Consider the following 16,608-nt stretch of genomic DNA (forward strand, 5'->3'; position numbering starts at 1 on the left):
GAGTTTTAAATGGATAAAAAAGAAAAACGCCCCACTGTACTTTTTTTTGACTCTGGAGTGGGTGGGTTTAGCGTATATCGTGAAGCCAAAAAATTATTACCAAATTGGCACTATCTCTATTGCTTTGATAATGCTGGCTTCCCTTATTCAGAACGTGAAGAAGAAAGTATCATTCATCGTACTTTAGCGATTTGCCAACTGATCAATCAACGTTATCCATTAGATGCAATTGTGATTGCTTGCAATACAGCGAGTACTGTTGTGCTTCCACCGTTGCGTGCCAATTTTGACATTCCTATTATTGGCACTGTACCAGCGATTAAACCTGCATCAGAGATGACAAAGACAAAACATATTGGTTTATTGGCGACGAAAGGGACTGTAAAGCGTCATTATGTCGATGATTTAATTGATAAATTTGCGCAAGATTGTGTTGTGGAGAGATTGGGATCAACAAAATTAGTCGAAATTGCGGAGCAAAAAATTCGTGGTCATTCCATTGATCTAATTAGCTTAAAAGATGAATTATCTCCGTGGGCAAATATGGCAGATTTGGATACATTAGTTTTAGGCTGCACCCATTTCCCATTAATCAGAGATGAAATTCAGTTATGCTTGCCACAAGTTAAATATTTTATGGATCCGAGCGCAGCGATTGCTAAACGGATAAAATATTTACTCGATGATAAAAGTCTACAAGCGCAAAATGAAAAATATAATCAAATGTTTTGCACCGCACATTTTCCCGAAGAAGATCAATTCAAAAAATCTTTACATCTATGGGGATTTGAATTTTTGGAAGTAATCAAAATAGATTAAAAGTTAATAGATTAATGGTGTGATATTGATAAATTCACAATTTTTCCTAATTTCATAGGTAATTTTCTATCCAGATCTTTTCTATATGTCACTTTTTTAAAATAAATTGTGATCTAGTTCTCAAAATAATTATGATTTTTATTTAATTTGTTAAAATAGTGTTACAATACCTATCGGGTTTCTCACTATTTTATTTAATAAGAGGTAAAAATGATTATTTCATCAGCTAGCGATTATCGTGAAGCGGCACGCCGCCGTGTTCCTCCCTTTATGTTCCACTATGCCGATGGCGGTTCTTATGCCGAGCAAACACTTGCGCGTAATGTGAGTGATTTGGAAAATATTGCTTTAAGACAACGTGTCTTAAAAGATATGTCTGAATTGGATACCAGTATAGAATTATTCGGCGAAAAACTTTCAATGCCAACTATTCTTGCACCAGTTGGGGCGTGCGGAATGTATGCGCGCCGAGGGGAAGTGCAAGCAGCGCAAGCGGCAGATAACAAAGGCGTGCCATTTACCCTTTCAACCGTGTCAATCTGCCCGATTGAGGAAGTTGCGCCAGCGATTAAACGCCCGATGTGGTTCCAGCTTTATGTATTAAAAGATCGTGGCTTTATGAAAAATGCTCTTGAGCGTGCGAAGGCTGCGGGCTGTTCAACCTTGGTGTTCACCGTAGATATGCCAACACCAGGTGCGCGTTATCGTGATATGCACTCAGGAATGAGTGGTCCTTACAAAGAAATTCGCCGTGTTTTGCAAGGCTTTACGCATCCATTCTGGGCATATGATGTAGGTATTAAAGGAAAACCACACACTTTGGGCAATGTTTCTAATTATATGGGTAGACAAATTGGCTTAGATGACTATATTGGTTGGCTCACAGAGAATTTCGATCCGTCGATTTCGTGGAAAGATTTAGAATGGATTCGCGAGTTTTGGGAAGGTCCGATGGTGATCAAAGGGATTCTTGATCCTGAAGATGCAAAAGATGCGGTGCGTTTCGGGGCTGATGGTATTGTGGTGTCAAACCACGGTGGTCGTCAGTTAGATGGCGTGCTTTCAAGTGCAAAAGCGTTACCACCGATTGCTGATGCAGTGAAAGGGGATATTAAAATTATTGCCGATTCAGGCATTCGCAATGGTTTAGATGTAGTCCGTATGTTGGCATTAGGAGCAGACGCAACAATGTTAGGTCGAGCATTTGTTTATGCTTTAGGGGCAGCAGGTCGCCAAGGTGTTGAAAATATGCTAGACATTTTCAAAAAAGAGATGCGTGTAGCGATGACATTAACTAGCAATCGTACCATTGCTGATATTAAACCAGAGGCTTTAGTTGATCTAAGTAAACTTTAATTTATAAATTGAGATCAAAAATCAACCGTTTGTTGGCGGAATTATGTATTTTGCGTATGTATTTTCAACAAACGGTCGAGTTTTTCAAAAATTGTTGTAAAAAGTACTTGCAAGGGTTTTTAAAATCCCTATAATGCACCGCACACAACGACGCACTGTTGTGAAGTTTTTAAGTTTCCAAGTGCGTCGTTCTTTTTTGCTCTTTAACAATATATCAGACAATCTGTGTGGGCACTTGTTGATTGACTTGTTTTAAAAATATTTTTTAATTTTGAAGTCTTAATAGGTGCTTAACTGAAAATTCATAATTACTTTTTTAAGTAGTGTTTTATTTATAGCTAAGTAGTTTATTGAGCGATTGAACTTGAATTGAAGAGTTTGATCATGGCTCAGATTGAACGCTGGCGGCAGGCTTAACACATGCAAGTCGAACGGTAGCAGGAGGAAGCTTGCTTTCTTGCTGACGAGTGGCGGACGGGTGAGTAATGCTTGGGAATCTGGCTTATGGAGGGGGATAACGACGGGAAACTGTCGCTAATACCGCGTAGTGTCGAGAGACGAAAGGGTGGGACTTTTAGCCACCTGCCATAGGATGAGCCCAAGTGGGATTAGGTAGTTGGTGGGGTAAAGGCTCACCAAGCCTGCGATCTCTAGCTGGTCTGAGAGGATGACCAGCCACACTGGAACTGAGACACGGTCCAGACTCCTACGGGAGGCAGCAGTGGGGAATATTGCGCAATGGGGGGAACCCTGACGCAGCCATGCCGCGTGAATGAAGAAGGCCTTCGGGTTGTAAAGTTCTTTCGGTATTGAGGAAGGTTGATGTGTTAATAGTACATCAAATTGACGTTAAATACAGAAGAAGCACCGGCTAACTCCGTGCCAGCAGCCGCGGTAATACGGAGGGTGCGAGCGTTAATCGGAATAACTGGGCGTAAAGGGCACGCAGGCGGTTATTTAAGTGAGGTGTGAAAGCCCCGGGCTTAACCTGGGAATTGCATTTCAGACTGGGTAACTAGAGTACTTTAGGGAGGGGTAGAATTCCACGTGTAGCGGTGAAATGCGTAGAGATGTGGAGGAATACCGAAGGCGAAGGCAGCCCCTTGGGAATGTACTGACGCTCATGTGCGAAAGCGTGGGGAGCAAACAGGATTAGATACCCTGGTAGTCCACGCTGTAAACGCTGTCGATTTGGGGGTTGGGGTTTAACTCTGGCGCCCGTAGCTAACGTGATAAATCGACCGCCTGGGGAGTACGGCCGCAAGGTTAAAACTCAAATGAATTGACGGGGGCCCGCACAAGCGGTGGAGCATGTGGTTTAATTCGATGCAACGCGAAGAACCTTACCTACTCTTGACATCCTAAGAAGTTTGCAGAGATGCGAATGTGCCTTCGGGAACTTAGAGACAGGTGCTGCATGGCTGTCGTCAGCTCGTGTTGTGAAATGTTGGGTTAAGTCCCGCAACGAGCGCAACCCTTATCCTTTGTTGCCAGCGATACGGTCGGGAACTCAAAGGAGACTGCCAGTGATAAACTGGAGGAAGGTGGGGATGACGTCAAGTCATCATGGCCCTTACGAGTAGGGCTACACACGTGCTACAATGGCGTATACAGAGGGAAGCGAAGCTGCGAGGTGGAGCGAATCTCATAAAGTACGTCTAAGTCCGGATTGGAGTCTGCAACTCGACTCCATGAAGTCGGAATCGCTAGTAATCGCGAATCAGAATGTCGCGGTGAATACGTTCCCGGGCCTTGTACACACCGCCCGTCACACCATGGGAGTGGGTTGTACCAGAAGTAGATAGCTTAACCTTTAGGAGGGCGTTTACCACGGTATGATTCATGACTGGGGTGAAGTCGTAACAAGGTAACCGTAGGGGAACCTGCGGTTGGATCACCTCCTTACAGAAGACGAGAGACAGCGAGTGCTCACACAGATTGGCTGATAGTTGTAGACAAATGAGCAGAAGAAAACATTACCCTTGGGTCTGTAGCTCAGGTGGTTAGAGCGCACCCCTGATAAGGGTGAGGTCGGTGGTTCAAGTCCACTCAGACCCACCACTCTGAGAGTGGATAAAGGCGTAATGGTCAATCATTTATTATAAAAATATTAACTAATTAATATAATAAATGATGAATGATAAATGGGGATATAGCTCAGCTGGGAGAGCGCCTGCCTTGCACGCAGGAGGTCAGCGGTTCGATCCCGCTTATCTCCACCACTTATCATCGTTAAGTAAATTAGAAAAAGACAAAGTAATAAGGTATTGAGATAGTATTAAGCTATTTTAAATATTAGGTTATTTTATTCTTAGTTTTAAGTTTAATTTTAAATTTAATTTTTTTAGTTTATTTAACGATGATAACTGAAAAGTTTTATCAACTGTTCTTTAAAAAATTGGAAACAAGCTGAAAACAAGAGATTTTCGAGAGAAAGTCTGAGTAGGCAAGACAGGAAAGTGAGAGGAGGGAACTGAGAAGGAAACTCTAAAAACAAAACCTGTTTTGCATAAAATCTTGATTGAACAAAAGCAATCAAGTGTTTAGTTGAATGAAAATACGCATCAAATTGACCGTACTTTGAAGTGAAAACTTAAAGTGATTGAAAACATTTGAGGTTGTATAGTTAAGTGACTAAGCGTACAAGGTGGATGCCTTGGCAATCAGAGGCGAAGAAGGACGTGCTAATCTGCGAAAAGCTTGGATGAGTCGATAAGAGGCGTTTAATCCAAGATATCCGAATGGGGAAACCCAGTAGATGAAGAATCTACTATCAACAAGTGAATACATAGTTTGTTGAGGCAAACCGGGAGAACTGAAACATCTAAGTACCCCGAGGAAAAGAAATCAACCGAGATTTCGTCAGTAGCGGCGAGCGAAAGCGAAAGAGCCAGTAAGTGATAACAGTATGGTTAGGAGAATGTGTTGGGAAGCACAATCAAAGAGGGTGATAATCCCGTATCTAAAAACCATATTGTGGTACTAAGCTAACGAGAAGTAGGGCGGGACACGTGATATCCTGTTTGAAGAAGGGGGGACCATCCTCCAAGGCTAAATACTCCTGATTGACCGATAGTGAACCAGTACTGTGAAGGAAAGGCGAAAAGAACCCCGGTGAGGGGAGTGAAATAGAACCTGAAACCTTGTACGTACAAGCAGTGGGAGCCCGAAAGGGTGACTGCGTACCTTTTGTATAATGGGTCAGCGACTTATATTTTGTAGCGAGGTTAACCGAATAGGGGAGCCGAAGGGAAACCGAGTCTTAACTGGGCGAATAGTTGCAAGGTATAGACCCGAAACCCGGTGATCTAGCCATGGGCAGGTTGAAGGTTGGGTAACACTAACTGGAGGACCGAACCGACTAATGTTGAAAAATTAGCGGATGACTTGTGGCTGGGGGTGAAAGGCCAATCAAACCGGGAGATAGCTGGTTCTCCCCGAAATCTATTTAGGTAGAGCCTTGAGGTGACACCTTTGGGGGTAGAGCACTGTTTCGGCTAGGGGTCCATCCCGGATTACCAACCCGATGCAAACTACGAATACCAAAGAGTGATACTCAGGAGACACACGGCGGGTGCTAACGTCCGTCGTGGAGAGGGAAACAACCCAGACCGCCAGCTAAGGTCCCCAAGTCTATATTAAGTGGGAAACGAAGTGGGAAGGCTTAGACAGCTAGGATGTTGGCTTAGAAGCAGCCATCATTTAAAGAAAGCGTAATAGCTCACTAGTCGAGTCGGCCTGCGCGGAAGATGTAACGGGGCTGAAATATAGCACCGAAGCTGCGGCATCAGGCGAAAGTCTGTTGGGTAGGGGAGCGTTCTGTAAGCGGATGAAGGTTAATCGAGAGGTTAGCTGGACGTATCAGAAGTGCGAATGCTGACATAAGTAACGATAAAACGGGTGAAAAACCCGTTCGCCGGAAGACCAAGGGTTCCTGTCCAACGTTAATCGGGGCAGGGTGAGTCGGCCCCTAAGGCGAGGCTGAAAAGCGTAGTCGATGGGAAACAGGTTAATATTCCTGTACTTGGTAAAGCTGCGATGTGGGGACGGAGTAGGTTAGGTTATCGCACTGTTGGATATGTGCGTTTAAGTTGGTAGGTGGGAAGTTTAGGCAAATCCGGGCTTCTATTAAACACTGAGAGATGATGACGAGGCTCTACGGAGCTGAAGTAACTGATACCACACTTCCAGGAAAAGCCACTAAGCGACAGGCTTTACTAAACCGTACTGAAAACCGACACAGGTGGTCAGGTAGAGAATACTCAGGCGCTTGAGAGAACTCGGGTGAAGGAACTAGGCAAAATAGCACCGTAACTTCGGGAGAAGGTGCGCCGGCGTAGATTGTAGAGATTTACTCTCGAAGGTTGAACCGGTCGAAGTGACCCGCTGGCTGCAACTGTTTATTAAAAACACAGCACTCTGCAAACACGAAAGTGGAGGTATAGGGTGTGATGCCTGCCCGGTGCTGGAAGGTTAATTGATGGTGTAATCGCAAGAGAAGCACCTGATCGAAGCCCCAGTAAACGGCGGCCGTAACTATAACGGTCCTAAGGTAGCGAAATTCCTTGTCGGGTAAGTTCCGACCTGCACGAATGGCATAATGATGGCCAGGCTGTCTCCACCCGAGACTCAGTGAAATTGAAATCGCCGTGAAGATGCGGTGTACCCGCGGCTAGACGGAAAGACCCCGTGAACCTTTACTATAGCTTGACACTGAACATTGAATTTTGATGTGTAGGATAGGTGGGAGACTAAGAAGTAGTCACGCCAGTGATTATGGAGTCATCCTTGAAATACCACCCTTTAACGTTTGATGTTCTAACGAAGATTGCGGAACGCGGTCTCGGACAGTGTCTGGTGGGTAGTTTGACTGGGGCGGTCTCCTCCCAAAGCGTAACGGAGGAGCACGAAGGTTTGCTAATCACGGTCGGACATCGTGAGGTTAGTGCAATGGTATAAGCAAGCTTAACTGCGAGACAGACAAGTCGAGCAGGTACGAAAGTAGGTCATAGTGATCCGGTGGTTCTGAATGGAAGGGCCATCGCTCAACGGATAAAAGGTACTCCGGGGATAACAGGCTGATACCGCCCAAGAGTTCATATCGACGGCGGTGTTTGGCACCTCGATGTCGGCTCATCACATCCTGGGGCTGAAGTGGGTCCCAAGGGTATGGCTGTTCGCCATTTAAAGTGGTACGCGAGCTGGGTTTAGAACGTCGTGAGACAGTTCGGTCCCTATCTGCCGTGGGCGTAGGAGAATTGGTTGGGGCTGCTCCTAGTACGAGAGGACCGGAGTGGACGCACCACTGGTGTTCCGGTTGTGTCGCCAGACGCATTGCCGGGTAGCTAAGTGCGGAAGAGATAAGTGCTGAAAGCATCTAAGCACGAAACTTGCCAAGAGATGAGTTCTCCCTGTCTTTAAGACAGTAAGGGTTGTTTAAGACGAAGACGTAGATAGGTCTGGTGTGTAAGTGATGTGAGTCATTGAGCTAACAGATACTAATTGCCCGAGAGGCTTAACTATACAACGCTCAAGTGTTTTTGAGAAAAGAGCGAAAGAGAAGAGTAGACAAACAACTTAAATATAGAAGACTTAATAGAAAGGAAAAATAGAAAGAAAATCGAGTTCAGCTTGTTGCCGATAAGAAGAAGAGAGACGAAAAGCGAAAAAAGTGAAGTCGTAAAAGAGAAGAAACAAAGAGAGAAGTTATTAAAGAATTATCCCGGCGGCGATAGTGCGGTGGAACCACCTGAGACCATACCGAACTCAGAAGTGAAACGCTGTAATGCCGATGGTAGTGTGGGGTTTCCCCATGTGAGAGTAGGGCACCGCCGGGTTATCAAATAAAAATCTAAATCACATAAAAAAAGAAGAACCCCAGTCGAAAGGCTGGGGTTTTTGTTTTTTACAAATAGATATACCTGAAAAGATTTTTCAAAACCCTATTTCTTTTTTACCCATGTCCTTTGTATCCTTCCCATTTTTATCATTCTAATCAGAACAAAAATAAAGTATTTTTCACTTTAGTATACTAAAGTCCTTAGATATTGACATATCTAAGGAAACATACTGCTAAGAAACAATTTAACTTTGGAGAGGTTTAGAATGGAAACGTCATACGAATTATTGAATCGAGTCGTGCAATCTAAAATTGTGATTTTAAAAGAAGAAGCCCATCTTTCAGACAAAGAAAAAAAAGCTAGCGTTTTGTTACATTACACAAAGCGAACGATTGATAAATCTATGAAAAGGATTATTGCTGAAAATCCAGATTATCATATTATTTATCGATGTGAAATCAATGCGGTTATTTTGCATATCAAGGTTAAATAAGGAGAAGTTATGAATAATAATCAAGGATTTGAAAATATTAAAACACAAATGTCTGAGTTTATTTCTCTTAAGAAAGAAATAGGCATAATAGAGTTTATTATTTATAGTACAATTTCCATTTCATTATTCTTTCTTCCTTGGAGTCAATCTTACCCACTGAAACACTATTTATTTGATGGTAATGTTAATTCAGTTATAGTTTGGGGATTGATGATTGTAATGATAGTTTCTGCTATTTGTTTTATTATATTTTCAATGCAACGTTTAAATTCATTAAAATTAAATAGAAATATTGCTTATATATTTCTATTTACCACTCTATTGCTTATGTTGATAAATATAATAAATCCTGCTCTGGGTATTAAAGCTTATTCAGGAGTGTTTAATCATGAATTTTGGAATGGAATATATAAGTTTGTTAGTAATATGACTGATTATTCTGAGATTCCTGCAACTATATTATCTTTTATTTCTACTATCTTGATTCTTCTATTATCCGTTTTAAAAGGTATTGATAAATGATTTTCATATCTCATGTATATCAGAAATGAAACGCTGTAATGCCGATGGTAGTGTGGGGTTTCCCCATGTGAGAGTAGGGCACCGCCGGGTTATCAAATACAAATCTAAATTACATAAAAACAGAAGAACCCCAGTTTAAGGACTGGGGTTTTGTATTTTAACTAAAATAATTATCCAAATAATTAATTTTATTAATTAGCATATTTCTAATTTTAAGGTATTATACTGATTCTCTAATTCTTAATTTTATATGAATATTATTAATGAAACCAACCTTTCTAGAATTTAGACATCTTAAAACTTTATTGGCTTTAAAAGAGACAGGCAGTGTTTCTCTAGCTGCAAAGCACGTATATTTAACCCAATCAGCACTTTCTCACCAAATTAAATTAATAGAAGAACAATTTGGCTTGCCTTTATTTGAGCGTAAAAGTAATCCACTTCGTTTTACTTCAGCGGGAGAGCGTTTAATTCGTCTTGCGAATGAAGTAATGCCGAAAGTGATTGATGCTGAACGTGATCTTGCACGGGTAAAACACGGCGATGCAGGACAATTACGTATAGCGGTGGAATGCCATACTTGTTTTGATTGGTTAATGCCAGCGATGGACGAATTCCGTCAGCATTGGGGGCTAGTAGAATTGGATATTGTATCTGGCTTTCATACGGATCCCGTTGGCTTATTACTTTCCCATCGAGCAGATTGGGCGATAGTATCAGAAGTAGAGCATAATGATGATGTTATTTTTAAACCGCTCTTTTCTTATGAAATGGTTGGAATTTGTTCAAAAAATCATTCTTTAGCAGAAAAAGACATTTGGGAAGCAGAAGATTTTATTGATGAAACTTGGGTAACTTACCCCGTACCTGACGATATGTTAGATCTATGGCGTAAAGTGCTTAAACCAAAAGGCATTAATCCTACTCGCCGTACAACAGAACTTACTATTGCAATGATTCAACTTGTTGCGAGCAAACGCGGTATTGCCACAGCGCCTTATTGGGCGGCCTTGCCTTATTTGGAAAAAGGTTATGTCGTAGCAAGAAAAATCACAAAAAGTGGCTTATACAGCAACTTATATGCCGCGATTCGCAAAGAAGACGAATCCCTTTCTTATTTGGAAGATTTTTATCAAACAGTCAAATCTCAAAGTTTCTCAACTTTACCCGGACTTTCTGTTTTAAATTTATAGACGTAATTAATGGATTTATCTCAACAAAATCAACAGCCTAACCCAATTACTGAAGCGGCTAAGGCTGCTTTTCCCTACAGCGTACCAATGATTGCAGGATTTTTATTTCTTGGCATAGCATATGGTATTTATATGAAAGCACTTGGTTTCGGATTTTTATATCCCACTTTAATGGCTTTACTGATTTATGCGGGTTCTGTTGAATTTATTGCGGCAGGCGCACTTATCGCACCTTTCTCTCCAATCAGCGTATTATTAATTACCTTAATGATTAGTGCCAGACAAATTTTTTATGGCATATCAATGTTAGAAAAATATGGCATACATATAGGAAAAAAACGCTGATATTTAATCACAACACTGGTAGATGAATCTTTTTCCTTAAATTATATGGCAAAAATCCCACCGCACTTAGATAAAGGCTGGTATATGTTTTTTGTGAGCTTATATTTGCATATTTATTGGGTGTTTGGTGCAGTAATGGGTAACTTATTTGGCACTGTTTTACCTTTTAATTTAAAAGGCGTGGAATTTTCAATGACCGCACTATTCTTAGTTATTTTTGCAGAAAATTGGCTAAAAGAAAAATCTCACGAAAGCTCTCTATTAGGTTTAGGCATTGCATTTGCTTTTTTACTTATTATAGGAAAAGAATATTTTTTAATTCCAACATTAATTAGCATTTGGTTAATTTTAACTATGCGAATAGCTAAATTAGAAACAAAATGACACTAACAGAACAAATTATTACCATCGGAATTTGTATAGTCGCGGTACAATTTACACGTTTATTACCATTTTTTGTGTTTCCTGTTAATCGCCCCATTCCACAATATATCCGTTATCTCGGAAAAGTTTTACCTCCAGCAATGTTTGGTATGCTTGTCGTTTATTGCTATAAAAATATTGATATTTTAACTGGCTATCACGGTATTCCTGATTTGCTTGCAGGGATAGTCGTGCTTGGCTTACATTTCTGGAAGAAAAATATGTTTCTATCTATTGCCGTAGGCACACTTTTCTATATGGCTCTTGTTCAACTTATTTTTATATAATTTTCCCTTGCAAACGGTTGCTTCTTTTTCTTATCTTTTCCTTGCATTAAAAATCTTTTATCATAGCCAATGTTTTTATTTTTAATCAAAGAGAACAACATAATGGACTTTAATTTTATTGAGTTTTTAGGTTATATGGCGACTTTTTTTGTTGCTGCATCTTTCTTATTTAAATCTATTGTGCATTTACGCATTGTAAATAGTATCGGCGCGATTTTATTTGTTATTTACAGCTTAATTATCACAGCATATCCCGTTGCATTATTAAATGCGTTTTTAGTTGTGGTAAATATTTATCAACTTTGGCGATTAAAACAAGAAAACCTCTCTAAATAAAAGAAAAGCGTTGAATTAAATTTCAACGCTTTTTTTCTGGAAAAGTGCGGTAGAATTTTACCGCACTTTGTTATTTTAATGCTCCCGCGTTTTATAAAACGCCACATCGGGATAACGTTCTTGGGCTAAATTTAGATTTACCATTGTTGGCGCAATATAGGTTAAATTATCGCCGCCATCTAAGGCTAAATTTTGCTCGTTTTTACGTTTAAATTCTTCAAATTTTTTCCCATCGGCACATTCCACCCAACGAGCTGTGGCAACGTTTACATTTTCATAAATTGCTTCTACGTTATATTCAGTTTTTAGACGAGAAACCACCACATCAAACTGCAACACACCCACAGCACCCACAATTAAATCGTTGTTTAATAATGGACGAAACACTTGCACTGCACCTTCTTCAGAAAGTTGCACCAGGCCTTTTAACAGTTGTTTTTGTTTAAGAGGATCTTTCAAACGAATGCGACGGAATAACTCTGGCGCAAAGTTTGGAATGCCTGTAAATTTCAGCGTTTCGCCTTGCGTGAAAGTATCGCCAATTTGAATGGTACCGTGATTATGCAAACCAATAATATCGCCTGCGTAAGCTTCTTCAGCGTGAGCGCGATCGCCCGCCATAAAAGTAAGCGCATCAGAAATAACCACATCTTTTCCAATGCGGACGTGTTTAAGTTTCATCCCTTTTTCATATTTGCCCGAAACCACACGCATAAACGCCACTCTGTCACGGTGTTTCGGATCCATATTAGCTTGAATTTTAAACACAAAACCACTGAATTTTTCTTCCGCACTTTCCACCGTTCTTGTATCCGCTTGACGAGATTGTGGTTTCGGAGCCCAATGCGTTAAGCCATCAAGGAAATGATCCACCCCAAAATTGCCTAATGCCGTCCCGAAAAATACTGGAGTAAGTTCCCCTTTAATAAACGCATCTTGCTCAAATTCATTACTCGCGCCTTGCACCAATTCTAATTCATCACGAAGCTGTTGTGCCAAATCATCGCCAACAGCAACGTCTAATTCAAGATTATTCAAGCCTTTAACAACACGAACTGCCTGAATGGTTGAACCCTGCCCTGATTGATATAAATAGGTTTCATCTTTTGCAAGATGATAAACGCCCTTAAACAACTTCCCACAGCCAATTGGCCAAGTAATTGGCGCACAACGAATTTTCAACACATTTTCCACCTCGTCCAACAATTCCATCGGATCACGAATATCACGGTCGAGTTTATTCATAAACGTGATAATTGGCGTATCACGTAAACGTGTGACTTCCATCAACTTAATCGTACGTTCCTCCACCCCTTTGGCAGAGTCAATAACCATCAAACAGCTATCCACAGCTGTTAAAGTGCGGTAAGTATCTTCAGAGAAATCTTCGTGTCCGGGGGTATCGAGCAAATTCACTAAACAATCATTATAAGGAAATTGCATCACAGAAGTGGTAATCGAAATTCCACGTTGTTTTTCCATTTCCATCCAGTCAGATTTTGCGTGAGCCGCCGAGCCTTTGCCCTTGACCGAGCCAGCGGTTTGAATTGCATTGCCGTATAAAAGTACTTTTTCAGTAATCGTTGTTTTGCCCGCATCAGGGTGGGAAATAATCGCAAAAGTGCGACGTTTATTCACTTCTTGAGGATAAGCCATAATCTTCTCTTATTCATTCAAATTGTATTAAAAAATCGGCGTATTATCCTTGAAAATAGCGTGTTTTGCAAAAACACCTTATATAGAACCCTACAATTTTACAAATTTATAATGGAACACCGCGTGGGTTTTAGCCCACGCGTTTAATTTAAAAATTGGTCGGCTTTGTATAAAAACAAATTTTCGCTTATACTACGCAAGTTTTTTACGCTAACAACATAGGAAAAATTATGGGTTTCTTAACAGGTAAACGCATTTTAGTCACAGGTCTTGCAAGCAATCGTTCCATCGCTTACGGGATCGCAAAATCAATGAAAGAACAAGGCGCAGAACTTGCTTTCACTTATTTAAACGAAAAATTACAACCGCGTGTAGAAGAATTTGCCAAAGAATTTGGTTCTGACATCGTGCTTCCTTTAGATGTGGCAACTGATGAAAGCATTCAAAATTGCTTCGCAGAATTAAGCAAACGTTGGGAAAAATTTGATGGTTTTGTTCACGCAATCGCATTTGCACCGGGCGATCAACTAGACGGCGATTACGTCAATGCCGCAACCCGTGAGGGCTACCGCATCGCACACGACATCAGTGCATACAGCTTCGTCGCAATGGCACAAGCGGCACGCCCTTATTTAAACCCAAATTCAGCATTATTAACCCTTTCTTACTTAGGTGCAGAACGTGCAATTCCTAATTACAACGTAATGTGCCTCGCAAAAGCCTCTCTTGAAGCCGCAACGCGCGTAATGGCAGCAGATCTAGGCAAAGAGGGCATTCGCGTAAACGCTATTTCAGCAGGCCCAATCCGCACTTTAGCTGCATCAGGCATTAAAAACTTCAAGAAAATGCTTTCTACCTTTGAGAAAACCGCTGCATTACGTCGCACTGTGACTATCGAAGATGTGGGTAACTCAGCGGCATTTTTATGCTCTGATTTAGCCTCTGGCATTACAGGCGAAATTGTTCACGTTGATGCAGGTTTCAGCATTACGGCAATGGGTGAATTAGGCGAAGAATAATTTTTCTTTCATTCATTTTAGGCAGGCTTTCAGTCTGCCTTTTCGCTTTTTTAAAATATAACTATGTTTCAAAATACCTATGTTTCAAGATAATCCTCTACTCGCACAACTTAAACAACAAATCCACGACAGCAAAGAACAGGTTGAGGGCGTGGTAAAAAGCACAGATAAAGCCTACGGCTTTTTAGAGTGCGATAAAAAAAACTATTTCATCGCACCGCCATCAATGAAAAAAGTGATGCACGGCGACAAAATCAAAGCCACCATTGAAAAACAAGGCGACAAAGAACAAGCCGAGCCAGAAGCCTTAATTGAGCCAATGCTCACACGTTTTATCGCAAAAGTGCGGTTCAATAAAGACAACAAATTACAAGTGCTGGTCGATCACCCAAGCATTAATCAGCCCATTGGCGCGCAACAGGCGAAATCCGTTAAAGAAGAACTGCAAGAGGGCGATTGGGTCGTCGCAAATTTAAAAACCCATCCATTGCGTGACGATCGCTTTTTCTACGCCACCATTAATCAATTTATTTGCCGAGCTGATGACGAATTTGCCCCTTGGTGGGTCACATTAGCACGTCACGAACAATCCCGCTATCCCGCGCAAGGCGTAGAACATTATGAAATGTTAGATCAAAAAACACGTGAAAATCTGACCGCACTTCATTTTGTAACCATTGATTCCGAAAGCACAATGGATATGGACGACGCTTTATATATCGAACCCATCACACAAAACAGCGTGCAAACAGGCTGGAAACTCGTGGTCGCCATTGCCGATCCCACCGCTTACATCGCCTTAGATTGCCAAATTGAACAAGAAGCGAAACAGCGTTGCTTCACAAATTATTTACCGGGCTTTAACATTCCAATGTTACCCCGTGAATTATCAGATGAATTATGCTCTTTAATCGCCAATGAAACCCGCCCCGCACTGGTTTGTTATATCGAAACCGATCTTGCAGGCAACATCACAGCCAAACCGCATTTTGTTTCCGCTTATGTGCAATCTAAAGCCAAACTGGTTTACAACAACGTCTCAGACTACTTAGACCAAACCCAAAACGTGTGGCAGCCAGAAACGCCAGAAATTGCACAACAAATTCATTGGTTACATCAATTTACCAAAGCACGCATACAATGGCGTAAAACCCATTCCTTACTCTTTAAAGAAAAGCCTGATTACGCCTTTGTGCTGGCAGAAAACGGCAAAGTGCAAGAAATCAAAGCAGAATATCGCCGCATTGCCAATCAAATTGTGGAAGAAGCAATGATTATCGCCAACATCTGTGCTGCCCAATTTTTACACGAACAGGCAAAAACAGGCATTTTCAACACCCACAGCGGTTTTGATAAAAAATACTTAGAAAATGCGCACAATTTCTTAATGGCAAATTTAGCCAATGAACAAAATCAAGCAGAACTGGCAGAACGTTATTCAGTAGAAAACTTAGCAACATTAAACGGCTATTGCCAAATGCGCCACGACATCGACCATCTAGAAAGTGATTATGTAGCCCTACGCCTACGCCGTTATTTAACCTTCTCCGAATTTAAATCAGAATTAGCACCGCACTTCGGGCTGGGGCTAGAGGGCTATGCCACTTGGACATCCCCAATTCGTAAATATTCTGACATGGTTAATCATCGCTTAATCAAAGCCGTGCTGGCAAAACAGCCTTGCGAAAAACCACAAAATGAAGTTTTAGCACGTTTGCAAGAAGCACGCCGCCAAAATCGCCTCGTCGAACGTGATATTGCCGATTGGCTATATTGCCGTTATCTTTCGCCGAAAGTGGCTGAAAATGTGGAATTTAATGCAGAAGTGCAAGATGTAATGCGGGCAGGCTTACGCGTACAACTGCTCGAAAATGGTGCATCGCTATTCATTCCTGCTGCCACCTTGCACAACAACAAAGAAGAAATACAACTAAACCCTGATGAACTCGCTCTTTACATAAAAGGCGACCGCACTTATAAAATCGGCGACATGGTAAAAGTGAAACTCACAGAAGTGAAAGAAACCACACGCAGCATTGTCGGCGAAATCGTTCAATAAATTGCCGTTCCCTTTTGCCTAAAACCTGCTTTCAATGCCAGAAAGCAGGTTTTTCTTTTAATTTTTACCGCACTTTTCAACAAAAAACACCTAAAATGAGTCATGATTAATCTTTTTTCTTGCTAAAAAGAAATAAAAGATAAATAAACCTAAACCTTATTTTAAATAAAAAATAAATTAACTTATCTGAAAAGATTTGATTTTTGTGTAAATATTTGTTTTTTTATTTTTTTATTTTATTTTATTTTATTTTTTTTTTT

At 41.0% G+C, this 16,608-nt stretch carries 10 protein-coding genes, 2 tRNA genes, 3 rRNA genes and 1 pseudogene; 15 read left to right on the plus strand and 1 reads right to left on the minus strand.

Features of this window, described 5'->3' with window-relative positions:
• Positions 1-9 precede the first annotated feature (9 nt).
• The 13 genes and pseudogenes from murI to DQN24_RS05230 all read left to right on the plus strand — a co-directional run bounded on the left by murI (position 10) and on the right by DQN24_RS05230 (position 11,614).
• Entirely contained in the window at positions 10-819 is an 810-nt protein-coding gene (murI, locus tag DQN24_RS05170) for a glutamate racemase (RefSeq protein WP_111695491.1), read from the plus strand.
• 210 nt (positions 820-1,029) lie between these two features.
• A complete protein-coding gene (gene lldD / locus DQN24_RS05175; protein ID WP_021035422.1) occupies positions 1,030-2,175 on the plus strand; it encodes an FMN-dependent L-lactate dehydrogenase LldD in 1,146 nt (381 codons plus the stop codon).
• A 366-nt stretch (positions 2,176-2,541) separates the two neighbouring features.
• Positions 2,542-4,080: ribosomal RNA gene (locus tag DQN24_RS05180) — 16S ribosomal RNA — on the plus strand.
• A 79-nt stretch (positions 4,081-4,159) separates the two neighbouring features.
• Positions 4,160-4,236 (plus strand) — tRNA-Ile (locus DQN24_RS05185).
• A gap of 85 nt (positions 4,237-4,321) precedes the next feature.
• A tRNA-Ala gene (locus tag DQN24_RS05190) sits at positions 4,322-4,397 on the plus strand.
• Between the two features lie 402 nt (positions 4,398-4,799).
• Positions 4,800-7,698: ribosomal RNA gene (locus DQN24_RS05195) — 23S ribosomal RNA — on the plus strand.
• A 198-nt stretch (positions 7,699-7,896) separates the two neighbouring features.
• Positions 7,897-8,012, plus strand: a 5S ribosomal RNA gene (gene rrf, locus DQN24_RS05200).
• The 16S, 23S and 5S rRNA genes sit together here with 2 tRNA genes alongside, the layout of an rRNA operon.
• 268 nt (positions 8,013-8,280) lie before the next feature.
• Positions 8,281-8,508: a hypothetical protein gene (locus tag DQN24_RS05205; RefSeq protein WP_111695492.1), complete on the plus strand. Its 228-nt coding sequence runs from the start codon at positions 8,281-8,283 to the stop codon at positions 8,506-8,508.
• Between the two features lie 9 nt (positions 8,509-8,517).
• Positions 8,518-9,030, plus strand: a complete 513-nt coding sequence (locus tag DQN24_RS05210; protein WP_041175358.1) for a hypothetical protein — start codon at positions 8,518-8,520, stop codon at positions 9,028-9,030.
• Between the two features lie 263 nt (positions 9,031-9,293).
• On the plus strand, positions 9,294-10,223 hold the full coding sequence (locus tag DQN24_RS05215) for a LysR family transcriptional regulator (protein WP_021035420.1): 930 nt from the start codon (positions 9,294-9,296) through the stop codon (positions 10,221-10,223).
• 9 nt (positions 10,224-10,232) lie between these two features.
• Positions 10,233-10,952, plus strand: a pseudogene (gene azlC / locus DQN24_RS05220) (azaleucine resistance protein AzlC).
• Positions 10,949-11,278, plus strand: a complete 330-nt coding sequence (locus DQN24_RS05225; protein WP_005670246.1) for a branched-chain amino acid transporter permease — start codon at positions 10,949-10,951, stop codon at positions 11,276-11,278. Before azlC ends, DQN24_RS05225 begins: the two are co-directional and overlap by 4 nt.
• Positions 11,279-11,380: 102 nt before the next feature.
• Positions 11,381-11,614: a YgjV family protein gene (locus DQN24_RS05230; protein WP_005632089.1), complete on the plus strand. Its 234-nt coding sequence runs from the start codon at positions 11,381-11,383 to the stop codon at positions 11,612-11,614.
• A 75-nt stretch (positions 11,615-11,689) separates the two neighbouring features.
• Here DQN24_RS05230 and prfC read toward each other — a convergent pair whose 3' ends face one another.
• Positions 11,690-13,270, minus strand: coding sequence for a peptide chain release factor 3 (prfC, locus tag DQN24_RS05235; protein WP_021035419.1), 1,581 nt, complete (start codon positions 13,268-13,270; stop codon positions 11,690-11,692).
• 230 nt (positions 13,271-13,500) lie between these two features.
• Between prfC and DQN24_RS05240 the strand changes: the two genes are divergently transcribed.
• Positions 13,501-14,289: an SDR family oxidoreductase gene (locus DQN24_RS05240; protein WP_005667099.1), complete on the plus strand. Its 789-nt coding sequence runs from the start codon at positions 13,501-13,503 to the stop codon at positions 14,287-14,289.
• Between the two features lie 79 nt (positions 14,290-14,368).
• Positions 14,369-16,348 carry an exoribonuclease II gene (gene rnb, locus DQN24_RS05245; protein WP_021035418.1) on the plus strand — a complete coding sequence of 660 codons (1,980 nt, stop codon included), beginning with the start codon at positions 14,369-14,371 and terminating at the stop codon, positions 16,346-16,348.
• Positions 16,349-16,608: the final 260 nt, after the last annotated feature.

It is taken from the genome of Haemophilus influenzae, assembly GCF_900475755.1.
Taxonomy (GTDB): domain Bacteria; phylum Pseudomonadota; class Gammaproteobacteria; order Enterobacterales; family Pasteurellaceae; genus Haemophilus; species Haemophilus influenzae_D.

Coding starts and splice junctions, on each gene's coding strand:
- DQN24_RS05230 (WP_005632089.1), top strand. CDS start 11,381: ATGGACTTTAATTTTATTGAGTTTTTAGGTTATATGGCGACTTTTTTT.
- DQN24_RS05215 (WP_021035420.1), top strand. CDS start 9,294: ATGAAACCAACCTTTCTAGAATTTAGACATCTTAAAACTTTATTGGCT.
- DQN24_RS05225 (WP_005670246.1), top strand. CDS start 10,949: ATGACACTAACAGAACAAATTATTACCATCGGAATTTGTATAGTCGCG.
- DQN24_RS05205 (WP_111695492.1), top strand. CDS start 8,281: ATGGAAACGTCATACGAATTATTGAATCGAGTCGTGCAATCTAAAATT.
- DQN24_RS05240 (WP_005667099.1), top strand. CDS start 13,501: ATGGGTTTCTTAACAGGTAAACGCATTTTAGTCACAGGTCTTGCAAGC.
- rnb (WP_021035418.1), top strand. CDS start 14,369: ATGTTTCAAGATAATCCTCTACTCGCACAACTTAAACAACAAATCCAC.
- DQN24_RS05210 (WP_041175358.1), top strand. CDS start 8,518: ATGAATAATAATCAAGGATTTGAAAATATTAAAACACAAATGTCTGAG.
- prfC (WP_021035419.1), bottom strand. CDS start 13,270: ATGGCTTATCCTCAAGAAGTGAATAAACGTCGCACTTTTGCGATTATT.
- lldD (WP_021035422.1), top strand. CDS start 1,030: ATGATTATTTCATCAGCTAGCGATTATCGTGAAGCGGCACGCCGCCGT.
- murI (WP_111695491.1), top strand. CDS start 10: ATGGATAAAAAAGAAAAACGCCCCACTGTACTTTTTTTTGACTCTGGA.